Here is a 15,031-nt window from a genome sequence, read left to right as displayed (position 1 = left end):
ATGGAAACTCCCTCATTAAGTCACAGTGTGAATTCTACGGTATTATTTCCGGTTCTGACTGCTTTTCTGGAAACAACTCTGAATCATCTGTTGTACCGCGAAACCATATTGAAATCAGCCCGTATGCGACTAGCGGGAAAAATTCTTTCTATCGAACTGAAAGAACTTGAGACACCATTGGTATTGGTTTTCAATGAAAGACAGTTAGATGTTTTAAGCCAATGGTCAGGAGTTGTTAATTGTTCGATGAAAACGACATTACCAGCATTGCTTAAACTACGGGATCGTCAATGTCTTTCATCTCTGATTAACAGTGGTGAAATTGTCATTGAAGGGGATATGCAGGTTATTCAGCAGTGGTCGGCCTTGCTGGATATGCTGGAATGGGATCCTGCCCATTACCTTTCACCTTATGTCGGTGATATTTTGGCAGAAGGTATCAATCGGGTAATGAAAAACAGTATCAGTTTTGCCCGTAATACCATCACAAAGCAAAAAACTTACCTGGCAGAATCATTGACGGAAGAGTGGAGAATGGCACCTGGTGCTTTGGAATTGGCTTATTTCAGTGAAGAAGTTAATGCTGTTGCCAATGAACTGTCTGACATGGAAAAGCGTCTGGCAGTAATGGAGGAGAAATATGACTCCCAGTGAAATAAAACGCCTCTATTTTATCATTAAGGTTTTTCTTACCTATGGGCTGGATGAGTTAATCCCGAAGATCCGACTGACATGGCCGTTGCGTTTTGGGCGTTATTTCCTGTTTTGGCTGCCTAATCGACATAAAGATAAACCGCTCGGAGAGCGCTTACGCTTAGCATTGCAAGAGCTTGGCCCGGTATGGATTAAACTTGGTCAAATGCTTTCTACCCGGCGGGATCTGTTTCCTTCCGCCATCTCTGATCAGCTCTCTTTATTGCAGGATCGGGTCATTTCTTTTGATGGAGCCGTTGCCCACAAATCGATTGAGACAGCATTGGGGGGAAGCCTGGAAACGTGGTTTGAGGATTTTGCTCTGCATCCTCTGGCTTCTGCCTCCATTGCTCAGGTGCACACTGCACGGCTTAAAGAGAATGGAAAAGAGATCGTCATTAAAGTGATCCGCCCTGATATTTTACCCGTGATAAAGGCGGATGTACGGTTAATGTATCGTTTGGCAAATTTGGTTCCTTTATTGCCTGATGGTCGTCGTCTTCGTCCACTTGAAGTGGTTCGTGAGTATGAAAAAACGCTGCTTGATGAGTTGAATCTATTGCGTGAAGCTGCAAATGCTATTCAACTGCGTCGCAATTTTGAAGATAGCCCTATGCTTTATGTACCGGAAGTTTATCCTGATTATTGTCGGGAGAATGTCCTGGTCATGGAGCGTATTTATGGTATTCCCGTGTCTGATGTTGCGGCTTTGGAAGCGCAAAATACCAATATGAAGTTACTTGCTGAGCGTGGTGTTCAGATATTTTTTACTCAGGTATTTCGTGATAGTTTCTTCCATGCAGATATGCATCCGGGCAACATCTTTGTCAGCTATGAACGACCGGAAGATCCCACTTATATAGGTATTGATTACGGTATTGTTGGTTCTCTGAACAAAGATGATAAACGTTATCTGGCAGAAAACTTTATTGCTTTCTTCAATCGAGATTATCGAAAGGTAGCGGAACTCCATGTGGATTCAGGCTGGGTTCCGGTAGATACCAATGTGGAAGATTTTGAGTTTGCTATTAGAACGGTATGTGAGCCTATTTTTGAAAAACCACTGGCAGATATCTCATTTGGTCATGTGTTGTTGAACCTCTTCAATACAGCCCGTCGTTTTAATATGGCAGTGCAACCTCAGTTAGTCCTGCTACAAAAAACACTGTTGTATGTCGAAGGGTTAGGACGCCAGCTCTATCCTCAGCTTGATTTATGGAAAACGGCAAAACCGTTTCTGGAAGATTGGCTGCATGATCAAGTTGGTCTTCCAGCTATTATGCGTGCATTTAAAGAAAAAGCACCCTATTGGGCGGAAAAACTACCAGAATTTCCTGAACTGATTTATGGCACATTGCAACAACATAAACGTTTACAAACGAGTATTGATAAGATATCACAACAGTTAAAACAGCAACGGAATAATCATCGAAAATCTCTTTACTTGCTGGGGATTGGTGCAACATTGTTTATCTGTGGTGGTTTATTTTTTATCACCAACCTGACTCATTTATCATGGGGATTGATGGGCGTGGGAATAATATCGTGGATATTGGGCTGGTTTAAACTTAAGTAACCATTGGCCGGAAAGAAAATAAGTAAAAAGAAGTAAAGATTATTTTGCTGTAGTTTTTGGTATGGTTGCGGGTATTTTCGAACATAAAGTTCGTAGTTTATAATGAAATTATTAATAATATGTACCTGAGGTAGATTTCAAGATGTAGTCAACAAAACTACAAACTGAAAGATGAAGGGTATATTCCCCACGAACATGAGGTAGATCAGTATGGGTGGTATAAGTATTTGGCAATTACTCATTATTGCTGTCATTGTTGTTTTGTTGTTCGGGACTAATAAACTACGTACATTAGGTTCTGATTTGGGAGAGTCGATAAAAGGCTTCAAAAAAGCGATGAGTGATGATGAAAAGTCAGATCAGACTGAGAAAAACAACCATGATGCTGACTTTGAAACTAAAAATCTCACTGAAAAGCCCACCGTTGCTCAGTCTGAAAAATCAGAGAGTAAAGACAAAAAAGAATAGGTATAAATTGTGTTTGACATTGGTTTTAGTGAACTGCTGTTGGTGCTGGTAATTGGCCTGATTGTCCTGGGGCCTGAGCGTCTGCCTGTTGCTGTCAAAACTATAGCAGGCTGGATAAGGGTATTACGATCACTGGCAGTCAATGTCCAGAGTGAACTTGCAAAAGAATTAAAGTTGCAGGAGCTTCAGGATAGCTTGAAAAAAATGGAAGAAAAAGCAGACTTACAGTCTCTTTCTCCAGAATTAAAAGCATCAATGGATGAATTAAGGGAAGCGGCTGAATCGTTGAAGAAGTCGTATCAGCTTACTTCTGAAGAAGCTAAAGAGCTGGAAGAAGACGAAACGCATTTTCACTCTCTTGAATCTGATCCAGTACCAGAGCAGAAACTAAACCAATATAGAGAACAAGTAACAGAAAAAAAGCTAGAAGAAATCTCAAAAGAAAGTACCAAACAGAATACAAAGCAATCTCCTGAAAAATCCAATAGTGAACACTAAAACATGTCTGTGGATGATACTCAACCTCTTATCAGTCACCTGATTGAACTGCGTAAGAGGATTTTGAATAGTTTGATTACTGTGCTGGTAGTTTTTCTGGCATTGGTTTATTTTTCTAACGATATATATCGACTTATTGCTGCGCCTTTAATGGAACAATTACCTAAAGGTGCGAATATGATCGCAACGGATGTGGCATCCCCTTTCTTCACGCCGATCAAACTTACCATCATGGTATCAATTTTTGTTTCGGCACCCATGATCCTGTATCAGGTATGGGCATTTATTGCACCGGCTCTGTATAAACATGAACGGCGTTTGATTATGCCGCTGTTGTTGTCCAGTAGTGTCTTATTCTACCTGGGGATGATTTTTGCTTACTTCGTCGTATTTCCCTTCGTATTCGGTTTTTTTACTAAAACAGTCCCCACTGGCGTGTTGATTGCGACGGATATCAGTAATTATCTGAGTTTCGTTATGGCGCTTTTTATGGCATTTGGTGTCTCGTTTGAAGTGCCAATCGCCATTATTCTGCTGTGTTGGAGTGGGGTAGTAACACCTGAATCACTGAAAAGAAAACGCCCTTATATTCTGGTCGGGGCGTTTGTAGTAGGGATGCTACTCACTCCCCCGGATGTCTTCTCGCAAACTTTGTTGGCTGTTCCCATGTACTTGCTATTTGAACTGGGGGTTCTGTTTTCTCAATTTTATGTGGGAAAACATAAGCCATCTAAAACGGATGATGAATCGGAATATGATGCAGGTGACAACTCAGGCAGGTGATAACTCAGAAAAGTAATCAGGCTACCTACCAGTCATAATTATCGCCAACTGTCTGATAGTGTTAAGATCGGCAGTATTACAAGTAAAGTGATGGCAAAATTAACCCAGTGTATTACCGCTGGGTTTTACATTAGGAGAGCAGAATGAGTTATGTATTTCCAGGTACATTTCCTGGCCGTCGTATGCGCCGTGTGCGTCGTCATGATTTTTCCCGCCGCCTATTCGCTGAAAATCAACTGACCGTTAATGATTTGATCTATCCGGTGTTCGTGATGGAAGGAACTAATCGGCGGCAGGAAGTGCCTTCCATGCCGGGAGTGTATCGTCTGACAATCGATCTTCTGCTGAAAGAAGCCGAAGAGATTGCCCGACTGGGTATTCCTGTTTTGTCTCTGTTTCCGGTTATTGAAGCAGATAAAAAATCACTGGACGCTAAAGAAGCTTATAACCCTGATGGTCTGATCCAACGCTCTGTTCGTGCCTTGAAAGGTGCTGTTCCAGAGTTAGGCTTGTTAACTGATGTTGCATTGGATCCATTTACTACTCACGGGCAAGATGGTGTTATTGATAAGGATGGCTATGTTATCAACGATATCACTAAAGAGATTTTGGTGAAGCAGGCACTATCTCATGCAGCAGCAGGGGCTGAAATTGTTGCTCCCAGCGATATGATGGATGGCCGTATCGGTGCTATTCGTGATCAGCTTGAGAATGATGACCATATCAACACGCAGATCATGGCTTATTCGGCTAAATATGCTTCTTGTTACTATGGGCCATTCAGAGATGCTATTGGATCCAGTAGTAATCTGAAAGGTGGTAACAAGATGACTTATCAGATGGATCCGGCAAACAGTGATGAAGCATTACAGGAGATCGCGCAGGATTTACAGGAAGGCGCAGATAGCGTGATGGTAAAACCTGGTATGCCTTATCTGGATGTGATCCGTAGGGTAAAAGATACCTTCGGTGTGCCGACATTCGCTTATCAGGTGTCTGGTGAATATGCGATGCATATGGCAGCCATTCAAAATGGTTGGTTGAAAGAACAACCCGCGATTATGGAATCTTTACTCTGTTTCAAACGTGCAGGAGCAGATGGGGTTCTGACTTATTTTGCCAAGCGTGTAGCACAATGGCTGCATGAACAGAAATATTAATGAGTCCTTATTTACCTTAAAAAATATCGTAACTTGAGATATTGGGTAAAAAACAATAACGGATGAATAAATAAAAAGGATATTCATCCGTTATGACAGGCTATTTATTCAGATATTTTTCGATAGCGCTCAAAATACCAGTTGTATCCAGCCCTAAGTCAGCATGAAGCTCTGCCTGTGTGCCTTGCGGTATAAAGTAGTCAGGTAAACCGAGGTTTAATACCGGAACTGGCTGACTTGCCTGCATCAGCAATTCATTGACGCTACTACCGGCTCCTCCCATGATGGAATTCTCTTCTAACGTCACCAGTAAATCATGTTGAGAAGCCATTTCTAGTACCAATTCTTTATCCAGAGGTTTGATAAAGCGCATATCAACAACGGTTGCATTCAAGGACTTTGCGGCCTGTAGTGCGTTTGGCAGTAATGTGCCGAAGTTCAGGATAGCAATGCGTTCTCCTTGACGACGAACAACACCTTTGCCAATTGGCAGTTTTTCCAGTGGCTGGAGTTCTGCCCCTACACCTGTACCTCGTGGATAACGAACAGCAGCAGGGCCATTTTGATAGTGGTAACCCGTATGCAGCATCTGACGGCACTCATTTTCATCACTCGGTGCCATGATCACCAGATTGGGGATACAGCGCAGGAATGAAAGGTCGAATGCTCCCTGATGAGTCTGCCCATCGGCTCCGACAATCCCGCCACGGTCAATGGCAAACAGGACCGGTAAGTTCTGGATAGCAACGTCATGAATAAGCTGATCATAAGCACGTTGCAGGAAGGTAGAGTAAATCGCGACAATTGGTTTATATCCCCCGATTGCCAGCCCTGCTGCAAATGTCACAGCATGTTGTTCGGCAATAGCAACGTCAAAGTATTGTTCAGGGTACTCACGAGAGAAACGTACCATGCCAGAGCCTTCTCTCATAGCTGGAGTGATCGCCATGAGTTTTTTGTCGGAGGCTGCTTCTTCACACAACCATTCACCGAAGATTTTGGAAAATGTTGGGCGGGTATCTGTACTTTTTGGCAGGGAGCCGGTAGATGGATCAAATTTAGGTACAGCATGCCAACTGATTGGATCTTTTTCCGCAGGAGCATAACCACGGCCTTTTTTGGTCATGATATGCAGAAATTGAGGCCCTTTTAGTTCACGCATGTTTTTCAATGTTTGAACCAGCGCCAATACGTCATGACCATCAATCGGGCCGATATAGTTAAATCCAAGCTCTTCGAACAGTGTTCCGGGAACAACCATACCCTTAAGGTGTTCCTCGGTCTTTTTCAATAACTCTTTGATAGGGGGCAGGCCAGAGAAGACTTTTTTACCACCTTCACGCAGAGTTGAGTACAATTTTCCTGAAAGCAATTGTGCCAGATGGTTGTTCAATGCTCCAACGTTCTCGGAAATAGACATTTCGTTGTCATTGAGGATGACAAGCATATCAGGATCAATATCACCTGCATGGTTCATGGCTTCAAAAGCCATACCTGCGGTAATGGCACCATCACCAATCACACAGACTGTCTTACGGCCCTTACCTTCATGTTCTGCTGCAATTGCCATACCCAATCCGGCACTGATTGAGGTCGATGAATGACCGACGCATAGCGTGTCATATTCGCTTTCATCTCGCCACGGGAAAGGGTGGAGACCATTTTTCTGGCGAATAGTGTCGATACGATCACGGCGTCCGGTCAGAATTTTATGTGGATAGGCCTGATGACCGACATCCCAGACTAAATTGTCAAAAGGTGTTTTATAAACGTAATGAAGTGCGACCGTTAATTCGACAGTTCCGAGACCGGAAGCAAAGTGGCCGCTGGAGCGACTGACACTGTTTAGCAAAAATTGGCGCAGTTCATCGCATAACTTTGGCAAAGTGTCTTTGGGTAGCAGGCGTAGTTCTTCAGGGGTTTCCGCCAATGCCAATGTTGGATATTTCGCTATATCAATGTTCATGCTATGCCTGTTAAAACGCTATGCACGTTATAAATTGAAGATTAAGAACCCTGGAATTATCAGCATGTAATTGTTGGGCTCTCCCTATAAGGCCATGTTCCATTTTATTGATTTTGGATGTATGTAACCGGTAACTTACAAAACGGTGATTGTCATGGTCATGACCGGTTTTTTAGCTGTTTCTTTCAATGATGAAACCTGCCAGTTGTTTTAAAGTCACAGTATTATAGGATTGATTTTCCAGTTCTGTGAGTGCAGCAATAGCATCTTTATAAAGATCTTTGGCTTTTTTCTGGGCTTGCTCCAAGCCCAATAATGCAGGGTAGGTGCTTTTTCCAAGTTGCTGATCATTCCCCTGACGCTTGCCGATAATTTTTGTATCACCAATGACATCCAGAATATCATCATGCACCTGAAACGCGAGGCCGATTGCCTGTGCATATTGATCCAGCCAAGGCAACGCTTCATGGCCACGTGTGCCCGCACCGTAAGCACCCAATCTGACCGCACAACGAATTAATGCACCTGTTTTGTGTCGGTGGATTTGTTCCAGCGCAGCAAGATCAATCTGTTTCCCTTCGGCTTCCAAATCCAATGATTGCCCGCCACACATGCCCGCAATACCACTGGATGTTGCTAATTCAGCAATCATTGCAAGACGGTCAGATAATGCCACATTTGGTATCTCTTGCTTTGCCAGAATTTCGAAGGCTAATGATTGCAACGCATCTCCAGCCAGGATCGCGTGATCCTCGCCAAATTTAATATGGCAGGTAGGTTGACCACGACGTAAATCATCGTTGTCCATTGCAGGCAAATCATCGTGGATCAGTGAATAGGCATGGATACACTCTAAAGCGATGGCTGGCGCATCAAGGCTCTCTTTGGAAAGACCAAACATTTCACCCACAGCATAAACTAAAAATGGGCGAAGCCGCTTTCCACCCAGTACAGCACCATGTTGCATTGCTGTTGCTAACGGGCTGTCCAAAAAGGGTAATGAAGAAAATGCTGCCATCAACTTATTATTGATATGTTGCTGGCAATTGTTTAATTGCTCTTCAAAAGGAGCCTTATATTGTTCAGACATAAAGTTACTCAGCATCAGGCGAAAATTCATCAAGTGGAGATTGTGCATCATGATTCAATAAAATTTGCACTCGTTGTTCCGCTTGTTGGAGGGTTTTTTGCCCTTGTCTTGCAAGTTGAATGCCACGCTCGAATTCATTTAATGCATCTTCTAAAGGGAGTTCCCCTGATTCCAGGCGAATGACAATTTCCTCCAGCTCTTTCAGGGAAGTTTCAAATGCTGGTGCTTGCTCGGTTTCTGATGTTCGATTTGCATTAGACATAATAATTTTAAAGTGTGATTATTTAACGAATTACAGTAAGATAATTTCGTTACAGACTTGCAGAGTACCCTACTACACTGAAAGAAATAAATCATTCGTTACCACTGTTTTTTTACAGAAGATGATCTGTTTTTACAGGAGATGTAGTGAGATGGTGTTATACTCTACGCCTTATCCAACTGAACCACTTAAAAACAATCATTGATACTATTTGTGATAGTTCAATATTGAATGACTACAATATCTTACTATGAAGTTTATCATTAAATTATTCCCAGAAATTACGATCAAGAGCCAAACTGTCCGTTTACGTTTTATTAAAATCCTTGCTAGCAATATTCGTAATGTGCTGAAAACATTAGGAGAAGAGATTGCTGTTGTTCGCCATTGGGATAATATCGAAGTTCGAGCTAAAAATGATAATCTTGGTGCAGAAATTTGTGATGCACTGACACGTATTCCGGGTATTCACCATATCCTGCAAGTAGAAGAGAGAGATTTTCGTGACTTGCATCATATCTTTGAACAAACCTACGAAGCATATGGGCATTTACTGCATGGAAAAACATTTTGTGTCCGTGTGAAGCGTCGTGGTAAACATAGTTTCACTTCCAATGAGGCTGAACGCTATATCGGTGGCGGCCTGAATCAGCATATTGAATCTGCCAAAGTGAAACTGACTCATCCAGATGTGACGGTAAATCTGGAAATTGATCAGGATAAACTGATCCTGGTTAAAGCTCGTCATCCGGGGAGCGGCGGATTTCCTATCGGAACGCAGGAAGATGTTCTGTCCCTTATCTCAGGCGGGTTTGACTCTGGGGTCTCCAGTTATATGCTGATGCGCCGTGGCTGTCGTGTACATTACTGCTTCTTTAATCTTGGTGGCTCTGCCCATGAAATTGGTGTGAAACAGGTAGCTCACTACTTATGGAACCGATTTGGCAGTTCCCATAAGGTTCGTTTTGTTGCCGTCGATTTTGAACCAGTTGTTGCTGAAATTCTGGAAAAAGTGGATGACGGTCAAATGGGTGTTGTGCTGAAAAGAATGATGGTCAGAGCTGCTTCCAAGATTGCAGAACGTTATGGTGTGCAAGCAATCGTGACAGGAGAGGCATTGGGGCAGGTTTCCAGCCAGACATTGACTAACTTGAGACTGATTGATAACGCTTCGGATACGTTGATCCTCCGTCCACTGATTTCTCACGATAAAGAACACATTATTAAGCTGGCACGCGAAATTGGAACGGAAGATTTTGCTCGTACTATGCCGGAATTTTGTGGTGTGATCTCTAAAAGTCCAACTGTCAAAGCCGTTAAAGCTAAAATTGAAGAGGAAGAGGGTAAGTTCGATTTTAATATTCTAGAGCGTGTGGTAAGTGAAGCCCAGAACTTGGATATTCGTCAGATTGCTGAACAGGCCAGCGAGCAGGTTGTGGAAGTGGAAACAGTCACTGAATTTTCTGCGAATGATGTATTGTTGGATATTCGCTCACCAGATGAACAGGATGATCACCCACTGAGTATGGAAGGTATCGAAATTCAATCATTACCTTTCTATAAGTTGAGTACCCAGTTTGGTGATTTGTCGAAAGAGAAAAATTATCTGCTTTATTGTGAACGCGGTGTGATGAGCCGTTTGCAGGCGCTTTACTTGCGTGAACAAGGTTTTCAGAATGTGAAAGTTTATCGGCCTTAATCTGAGTTAGTACATCTGAAAGAAACATATAAGCTGCTGGCAGAATAGATTTCTGTTAGCAGCTTATATTAACAGATTCACTACTATAGATTTTGGTAGTTATTTATACCGGGTGGTAAGACTAATTGAGCTGCAACTTCTGCTGCCTTGTCTTTTCCTTTCAGTAGTTCAATCAGCTTCAGGGCGAAGTCAAAAGCAGTTGCAGGCCCCTGACTGGTGAGCAAATTAACCCTCTCATCAAAATAAACCCGACGATCGATCCACTTTTCTGGGGCTATTTTATCTTTCATACCTGGGTAGCCTGTCATATTTCCAATCGGGAAAAGCTGATGATATTCCAGTACAACGGCTGGAGATGCACAGATTGCTGCAATGATTTTACCCTGACTTTGGGCTGTGCGGATTTTCTCTACAACTAATAGATTATCGCGAAAACATTCTGCCCCTTTTATCCCTCCTGGCAGAATAACAGCATCAAAATCTTCATCAATAACATCGAATAAGGGAGCATCTGCAACAATTTTAACGCCACGCGAGCAGGTTAATGTCAGAGCTCCATTGGTCACTGCACTGGCGATGGTGACATTGATCCCGGCTCTGACCAACAAATCAATGGTCGTGACAGCTTCTATTTCTTCACTACCGTGTGCGAGGCAAATGAGAGCTGAAATGTTCATATTTCTCCTCCTTGCGTTTGATAAAACGATAAATGTGGATGTTTTCTGTAAGCACCAGCCCATGTACACGGGCTCGGTGTAGTAAAAATCCGGTAATGTAATCTATTTCTGTAGGCCGTTGTGCCCGAATATCTTGCCGCATAGATGAAGAGTTTTCAGATGTTCGCTCAATAACATCCATCACGTAATTGATAAGCGTTGGCTTGGTGATCTGAAGGCCCTCTTTTTGCATCACCTGATAGATCTCATCACATAATGAATGGATATTTGTAACGTGATGCGATAATTCGCCATTCTTACAATCATAAATTACGGTGAGTGGATTGATAACACAATTGACGGCAAGTTTTAGCCAGCTGATGGTATAGATATCGTCGTGCCATGTTACGTCTGGTAAGGCGTCATGCAAAATTTTGGCTAAAAAACTGAATTTATCAGTATCAGGCAATATAGAACCAATATGGGTTATACCTTGTGATTTGTGATAAACAGTACCACTTTCCTGATATGCCCCATGAGTCGTCACTCCCGATAAGATGGGATTGGGCAGAGATAAAAGTTCATCTTGTGTTCCCATTCCATTATGCAGTAAAAGGATCGGACAATGAGGGGAAAGTTTGGGGGCAAGGTTATTGATAGCAGCAGAAACTTGCCAGGCTTTTAGGTAAACAAGTAACAATTCGCTTTCGGCAAGATGTTTTTCATCATTGGCAGGAAGTTGTTGTTCAAATACCTTACCCTGAAAGTTATCAATATGAATGTCGACAAAAGGTTGTGGCGCTTTTAGCCATGCCTGAATTTGGTGATGTTGTCGGGATAAGGCAGCAAGCCACAGTTTACCCATTGCACCACAGCCAAGAACAGTTATTTTCATCGTTCTTCCTTGAGAAATGCCTTCATTGGGAACCTCAAAATTATGCTGATCTGAATTCCAAACGCGCTAAGATAACGTAAATTCCAAAAGATCACTTAGTGTGGGGAGTATAGATCTTTTGCCAATAATGGAAAGCGGTTATCATGCCGGATTATTGATTAGCTGGAGGTGACTGATAATGCCATCATTTGATATTGTTTCAGAAGTTGATATGCAGGAAGTGCGTAATGCGGTAGAGAATGCGCAGAGGGAATTAACCAATCGTTGGGATTTCCGCAATGTCAATGCGAGTTTTGAACTAAACGAAAAGAGCGAATCGGTCAAGATTGCGAGTGAGTCTGATTTTCAGGTTAATCAACTGGTCGATATTCTGCGTGAAAAACTTGCTAAGCGAGGAATTGACAGCTCTGTACTGAATATTCCTGAAAATATGGTGCATAGCGGTAAAACTTACAGTGTGGAGGCAACTTTGCTGCAAGGTATTGATACACCGTTAGCGAAAAAAATCGTCAAGCTGATTAAAGATAGCAAGCTGAAAGTTCAGGCACAAATTCAGGGCGAGCAAGTGCGAGTTACCGGTAAAGCTCGTGATGATCTGCAAGGTGTTATTGTATTAGTTCGTGGCGCAGAGTTGGGGCAGTCTTTCCAATTCACTAACTTCCGTGACTAACTGTTTTCCGTGACTGACTGCTGATATCAGCAGATTTACTTTTTTCTCTGGTCAAAATATTTAAGGGAAGCTGAGTAATTTCAATTGTTACAAATGCTTCCCTAATAAATTCATTATTTATAGAGCCCTATTATCTCAGAGCTTCTTGGGTATGAGAAAACACAATCTGTTCTAGTTGCTCACGATTAGTTTGTTTAGTATCGACTTTGATATAGGCACTCAGTTCGTCCAGTACAATAATGACATCTTTCACACCCGCTTGAGACAATATTTTCTTTTCCAGAATTTCAGGAGCATTTAATTGAGCTGGCAAGATGAGCCTGATACTACTGACATAAGGTGGTTGACGTAATGTGAGGCTGAGAATAAACCAGAATATGGTGAGAATAATACCGCCCATAAATACTAATGATGCGCCTTGCAGTTCATATAGCATTCCACCGATACTGCCTCCCAGCGCGACACCAAGAAACTGGCTGGTAGAGTAAACGCCCATTGCTGTACCTTTGTAGCCTGCTGGTGCTTCTTTGCTGATCAATGAAGGCAAAATAGCTTCCATGATATTAAAAGCAAGAAAGAAAATCTGAATACCTGCAAATATTCCCCAAAGATGTGACCCCAAAGACCACAGAATAAATTCAGCAATGAACAACATGCCGATACAAAGCAAGAAAACCTGTTTTATGCGGCGTTTTTTCTCCGCATAAATAATAAATGGTAAAACAGCAATAAAAGAAATAAGTGTAGTAATTAAATAAACTTTCCAATGTTGTTGGGGAGGAAAACCTACTTTTTTCATGATCAAGGGCAGGGCAACGAAGCTGGACATCAATAAGGTATGTAGGCTGAGAATACCAAAATTGAGTTTGAGTAATTGAGGATCAGAAAGTACACGCCGGAAACTGCCCCGGACAATGCCAGATTCACGATTTAATAAATGATTATGTGTTGATGGGACAGCGAATAGTGTTATTAAGATACCACCGCTGGCAAGAATTGCGATCGTACCAAATAAACCATTTAATCCGATGTGATGGGCAATAACAGGGCCGACAACAATAGCAAAAGCAAATGTGATGCCAAAACTGATACCAATGAATGCCATTGCTTTTGTACGATTTTGTTCGCGGGTAAGATCTGATAATAACGCCATGATTGCAGCAGAGATTGCACCTGCACCTTGCAAAGCTCTTCCGGCGATAATTCCCCAAATAGAGTCGCTAAAGGCAGCAATGATACTGCCTAATACAAAAATGAGTAGTCCACCTATTATCAAAGGTTTTCGACCAATTTTATCTGAAAGTAACCCGAATGGAATTTGAAATATTGCCTGTGTTAAGCCGTAGATACCGATTGCAATTCCTATCAGGGCCTCAGTGGCATCCCGTAATTCTAAACCATAGGTCGTCAGGACGGGTAAGACCATGAACATGCCTAACATGCGTAGAGAAAAAACGGAACCCAAGCCCCATGTTGTCCGGAGTTCAAGGGGAGTCATTTGATTATCGTTCATGGATACCTGATACCTCAAAAAATTCGATATGGCATTTTGCTTAGAAAGGAATAAATTGATGCAATATGCTCATTTCATGCAGATTACCAACGTATTGGTTACTAAATCATATTTATCAAGAGTGATCTAAACGAAGTAATTTATTAATGTTTGTAAGAGATAAAGAAAGGAAAAATGGCAAGGATCTGTTTCCCCTGCCATTTTGATATTATCGGACGTAAGTCAGCATTATTTCTGGAGATGCTGCGGAGTCCACAGACATCATGACGCTCAATGACATGATAGCGACAATAGAAAATACAAATAACTTACGAGCCCAGATATGGTCATTAGTGGTTTTATAACCGGATAATGCCATACCCAGCCACCAAATACTTACTGCAGCAGCGACAATCAGGTATTTGTAACCTGCGTAGCCACTGATTGCTAACATCAGAGTGGCAACCATAAATGCCAGAATATAGAGGGTAATATGGTTTTTGGCCACAGAGATACCCTTAATTACAGGCAATACTGGAATATTGGCAGCCTGATAATCTTTGAACCGAAAAATAGCAATGGCGTAAGAGTGGGGCATCTGCCATAAACTGAAGATCAACAACAGAATGAGAGCCCCTGTGTCAAATTGTCCGGTTACTGCACAATAACCAATGACAGGTGGTGCAGCGCCTGACAAGCTGCCAACCAGCGTGCCATAAATAGACTTCCTTTTCATGTAGAGGCTATAAACCCCTACATAAACGACAAACCCGATGAGAGCTAACTGCATTGCTAAGGCATTGGCTGCCACATAGAGCAGCACAATGCCAACAATACCTAACACTGAGGCGTAAATCAGGCTGATTTTAGGATTGATAAGCCCTTTCACAAGGACCCTTTCTTTTGTTCTTTCCATGATCCTGTCGATATCGCGGTCGATATAGTTGTTGAATACACAACCTGATGCTACCACCAGCGATACCCCGACCATTGTTGCAAAGAACAAGGGGTAATCTATTACGCCCTTGGAAGCGAGTAGAAAACCACCAATCGCAGAAATTAGATTTCCGAAAATAATTCCTGGTTTGGTCACTTGCAGGTATTGCTTAATCATTCAAATCAA

Annotated in this window: 15 protein-coding genes; 8 read left to right on the top strand and 7 right to left on the bottom strand. The window is 42.3% G+C overall.

Features of this window, described 5'->3' with window-relative positions; genetic code table 11:
- From ubiJ to hemB, 6 genes are all read left to right on the top strand, one after another.
- A complete protein-coding gene (gene ubiJ, locus HGO23_RS16245) occupies window positions 1-654 on the top strand; it encodes a ubiquinone biosynthesis protein UbiJ (RefSeq protein WP_099135848.1) in 654 nt (217 codons plus the stop codon).
- A complete protein-coding gene (gene ubiB, locus HGO23_RS16240) occupies window positions 641-2,269 on the top strand; it encodes a ubiquinone biosynthesis regulatory protein kinase UbiB (RefSeq protein ID WP_099135847.1) in 1,629 nt (542 codons plus the stop codon). Before ubiJ ends, ubiB begins: the two co-directional genes overlap by 14 nt.
- Window positions 2,270-2,479: 210 nt before the next feature.
- Window positions 2,480-2,737, top strand: coding sequence for a Sec-independent protein translocase subunit TatA (tatA, locus tag HGO23_RS16235; RefSeq protein WP_099135846.1), 258 nt, complete (start codon window positions 2,480-2,482; stop codon window positions 2,735-2,737).
- Window positions 2,738-2,746: 9 nt separating this feature from the next.
- Complete coding sequence (tatB, locus tag HGO23_RS16230; RefSeq protein ID WP_099135845.1) at window positions 2,747-3,235, top strand: Sec-independent protein translocase protein TatB; 489 nt, start codon at window positions 2,747-2,749, stop codon at window positions 3,233-3,235.
- A 3-nt stretch (window positions 3,236-3,238) separates the two neighbouring features.
- Window positions 3,239-4,018: a Sec-independent protein translocase subunit TatC gene (tatC, locus tag HGO23_RS16225; protein ID WP_209027257.1), complete on the top strand. Its 780-nt coding sequence runs from the start codon at window positions 3,239-3,241 to the stop codon at window positions 4,016-4,018.
- A gap of 143 nt (window positions 4,019-4,161) precedes the next feature.
- On the top strand, window positions 4,162-5,178 hold the full coding sequence (gene hemB / locus HGO23_RS16220) for a porphobilinogen synthase (RefSeq protein ID WP_209027256.1): 1,017 nt from the start codon (window positions 4,162-4,164) through the stop codon (window positions 5,176-5,178).
- A 100-nt stretch (window positions 5,179-5,278) separates the two neighbouring features.
- Here hemB and dxs read toward each other — a convergent pair whose 3' ends face one another.
- The 3 genes from dxs to xseB form a co-directional block, all read right to left on the bottom strand.
- Window positions 5,279-7,144, bottom strand: a complete 1,866-nt coding sequence (gene dxs, locus HGO23_RS16215) for a 1-deoxy-D-xylulose-5-phosphate synthase (RefSeq protein ID WP_209027255.1) — start codon at window positions 7,142-7,144, stop codon at window positions 5,279-5,281.
- A 172-nt stretch (window positions 7,145-7,316) separates the two neighbouring features.
- Window positions 7,317-8,234 (bottom strand): (2E,6E)-farnesyl diphosphate synthase, encoded by a 918-nt coding sequence (gene ispA / locus HGO23_RS16210; RefSeq protein WP_099135893.1) that lies wholly within the window; start codon window positions 8,232-8,234, stop codon window positions 7,317-7,319.
- A gap of 4 nt (window positions 8,235-8,238) precedes the next feature.
- The gene (gene xseB, locus HGO23_RS16205) at window positions 8,239-8,496 is read right to left on the bottom strand and encodes an exodeoxyribonuclease VII small subunit (RefSeq protein WP_099135841.1); all 258 of its coding nucleotides are present in this window, start codon (window positions 8,494-8,496) and stop codon (window positions 8,239-8,241) included.
- Between the two features lie 250 nt (window positions 8,497-8,746).
- Here xseB and thiI point away from each other — a divergent pair, with 250 nt between their 5' ends.
- Complete coding sequence (gene thiI / locus HGO23_RS16200) at window positions 8,747-10,195, top strand: tRNA uracil 4-sulfurtransferase ThiI (protein WP_099135840.1); 1,449 nt, start codon at window positions 8,747-8,749, stop codon at window positions 10,193-10,195.
- An 83-nt stretch (window positions 10,196-10,278) separates the two neighbouring features.
- Here thiI and yajL read toward each other — a convergent pair whose 3' ends face one another.
- Together yajL and panE are read right to left on the bottom strand one after the other, a co-directional pair.
- Entirely contained in the window at window positions 10,279-10,872 is a 594-nt protein-coding gene (gene yajL, locus HGO23_RS16195) for a protein deglycase YajL (RefSeq protein ID WP_209027254.1), read from the bottom strand.
- Window positions 10,835-11,746 carry a 2-dehydropantoate 2-reductase gene (panE, locus tag HGO23_RS16190; RefSeq protein ID WP_209027253.1) on the bottom strand — a complete coding sequence of 304 codons (912 nt, stop codon included), beginning with the start codon at window positions 11,744-11,746 and terminating at the stop codon, window positions 10,835-10,837. The genes yajL and panE overlap by 38 nt, the downstream gene beginning before the upstream one ends.
- 178 nt (window positions 11,747-11,924) lie before the next feature.
- Between panE and HGO23_RS16185 the strand changes: the two genes are divergently transcribed.
- Complete coding sequence (locus tag HGO23_RS16185; RefSeq protein WP_099135837.1) at window positions 11,925-12,416, top strand: YajQ family cyclic di-GMP-binding protein; 492 nt, start codon at window positions 11,925-11,927, stop codon at window positions 12,414-12,416.
- Between the two features lie 130 nt (window positions 12,417-12,546).
- On the opposite strand, the gene HGO23_RS16180 is transcribed toward HGO23_RS16185, so the two are convergent.
- Window positions 12,547-13,929 (bottom strand): MFS transporter, encoded by a 1,383-nt coding sequence (locus tag HGO23_RS16180; RefSeq protein WP_209027252.1) that lies wholly within the window; start codon window positions 13,927-13,929, stop codon window positions 12,547-12,549.
- A gap of 208 nt (window positions 13,930-14,137) precedes the next feature.
- Window positions 14,138-15,022: a heme o synthase gene (gene cyoE / locus HGO23_RS16175; RefSeq protein WP_209027251.1), complete on the bottom strand. Its 885-nt coding sequence runs from the start codon at window positions 15,020-15,022 to the stop codon at window positions 14,138-14,140.
- Window positions 15,023-15,031 lie beyond the last annotated feature (9 nt).

Source organism: Xenorhabdus budapestensis (genome assembly GCF_017743015.1).
GTDB lineage: Bacteria > Pseudomonadota > Gammaproteobacteria > Enterobacterales > Enterobacteriaceae > Xenorhabdus > Xenorhabdus budapestensis.
The sequence above is the reverse complement of the archived record's forward strand: the minus strand, read 5'-3'. Positions and strand labels throughout refer to the sequence as shown.

Excerpts from the sequence above, each read along its gene's own strand:
- panE (WP_209027253.1), bottom strand. The coding sequence starts at position 11,746 with ATGAAAATAACTGTTCTTGGCTGTGGTGCAATGGGTAAACTGTGGCTT.
- tatC (WP_209027257.1), top strand. The coding sequence starts at position 3,239 with ATGTCTGTGGATGATACTCAACCTCTTATCAGTCACCTGATTGAACTG.
- dxs (WP_209027255.1), bottom strand. The coding sequence starts at position 7,144 with ATGAACATTGATATAGCGAAATATCCAACATTGGCATTGGCGGAAACC.
- xseB (WP_099135841.1), bottom strand. The coding sequence starts at position 8,496 with ATGTCTAATGCAAATCGAACATCAGAAACCGAGCAAGCACCAGCATTT.
- HGO23_RS16185 (WP_099135837.1), top strand. The coding sequence starts at position 11,925 with ATGCCATCATTTGATATTGTTTCAGAAGTTGATATGCAGGAAGTGCGT.
- ubiB (WP_099135847.1), top strand. The coding sequence starts at position 641 with ATGACTCCCAGTGAAATAAAACGCCTCTATTTTATCATTAAGGTTTTT.
- thiI (WP_099135840.1), top strand. The coding sequence starts at position 8,747 with ATGAAGTTTATCATTAAATTATTCCCAGAAATTACGATCAAGAGCCAA.
- ispA (WP_099135893.1), bottom strand. The coding sequence starts at position 8,234 with ATGTCTGAACAATATAAGGCTCCTTTTGAAGAGCAATTAAACAATTGC.
- hemB (WP_209027256.1), top strand. The coding sequence starts at position 4,162 with ATGAGTTATGTATTTCCAGGTACATTTCCTGGCCGTCGTATGCGCCGT.
- tatA (WP_099135846.1), top strand. The coding sequence starts at position 2,480 with ATGGGTGGTATAAGTATTTGGCAATTACTCATTATTGCTGTCATTGTT.
- cyoE (WP_209027251.1), bottom strand. The coding sequence starts at position 15,022 with ATGATTAAGCAATACCTGCAAGTGACCAAACCAGGAATTATTTTCGGA.
- HGO23_RS16180 (WP_209027252.1), bottom strand. The coding sequence starts at position 13,929 with ATGAACGATAATCAAATGACTCCCCTTGAACTCCGGACAACATGGGGC.
- yajL (WP_209027254.1), bottom strand. The coding sequence starts at position 10,872 with ATGAACATTTCAGCTCTCATTTGCCTCGCACACGGTAGTGAAGAAATA.
- ubiJ (WP_099135848.1), top strand. The coding sequence starts at position 1 with ATGGAAACTCCCTCATTAAGTCACAGTGTGAATTCTACGGTATTATTT.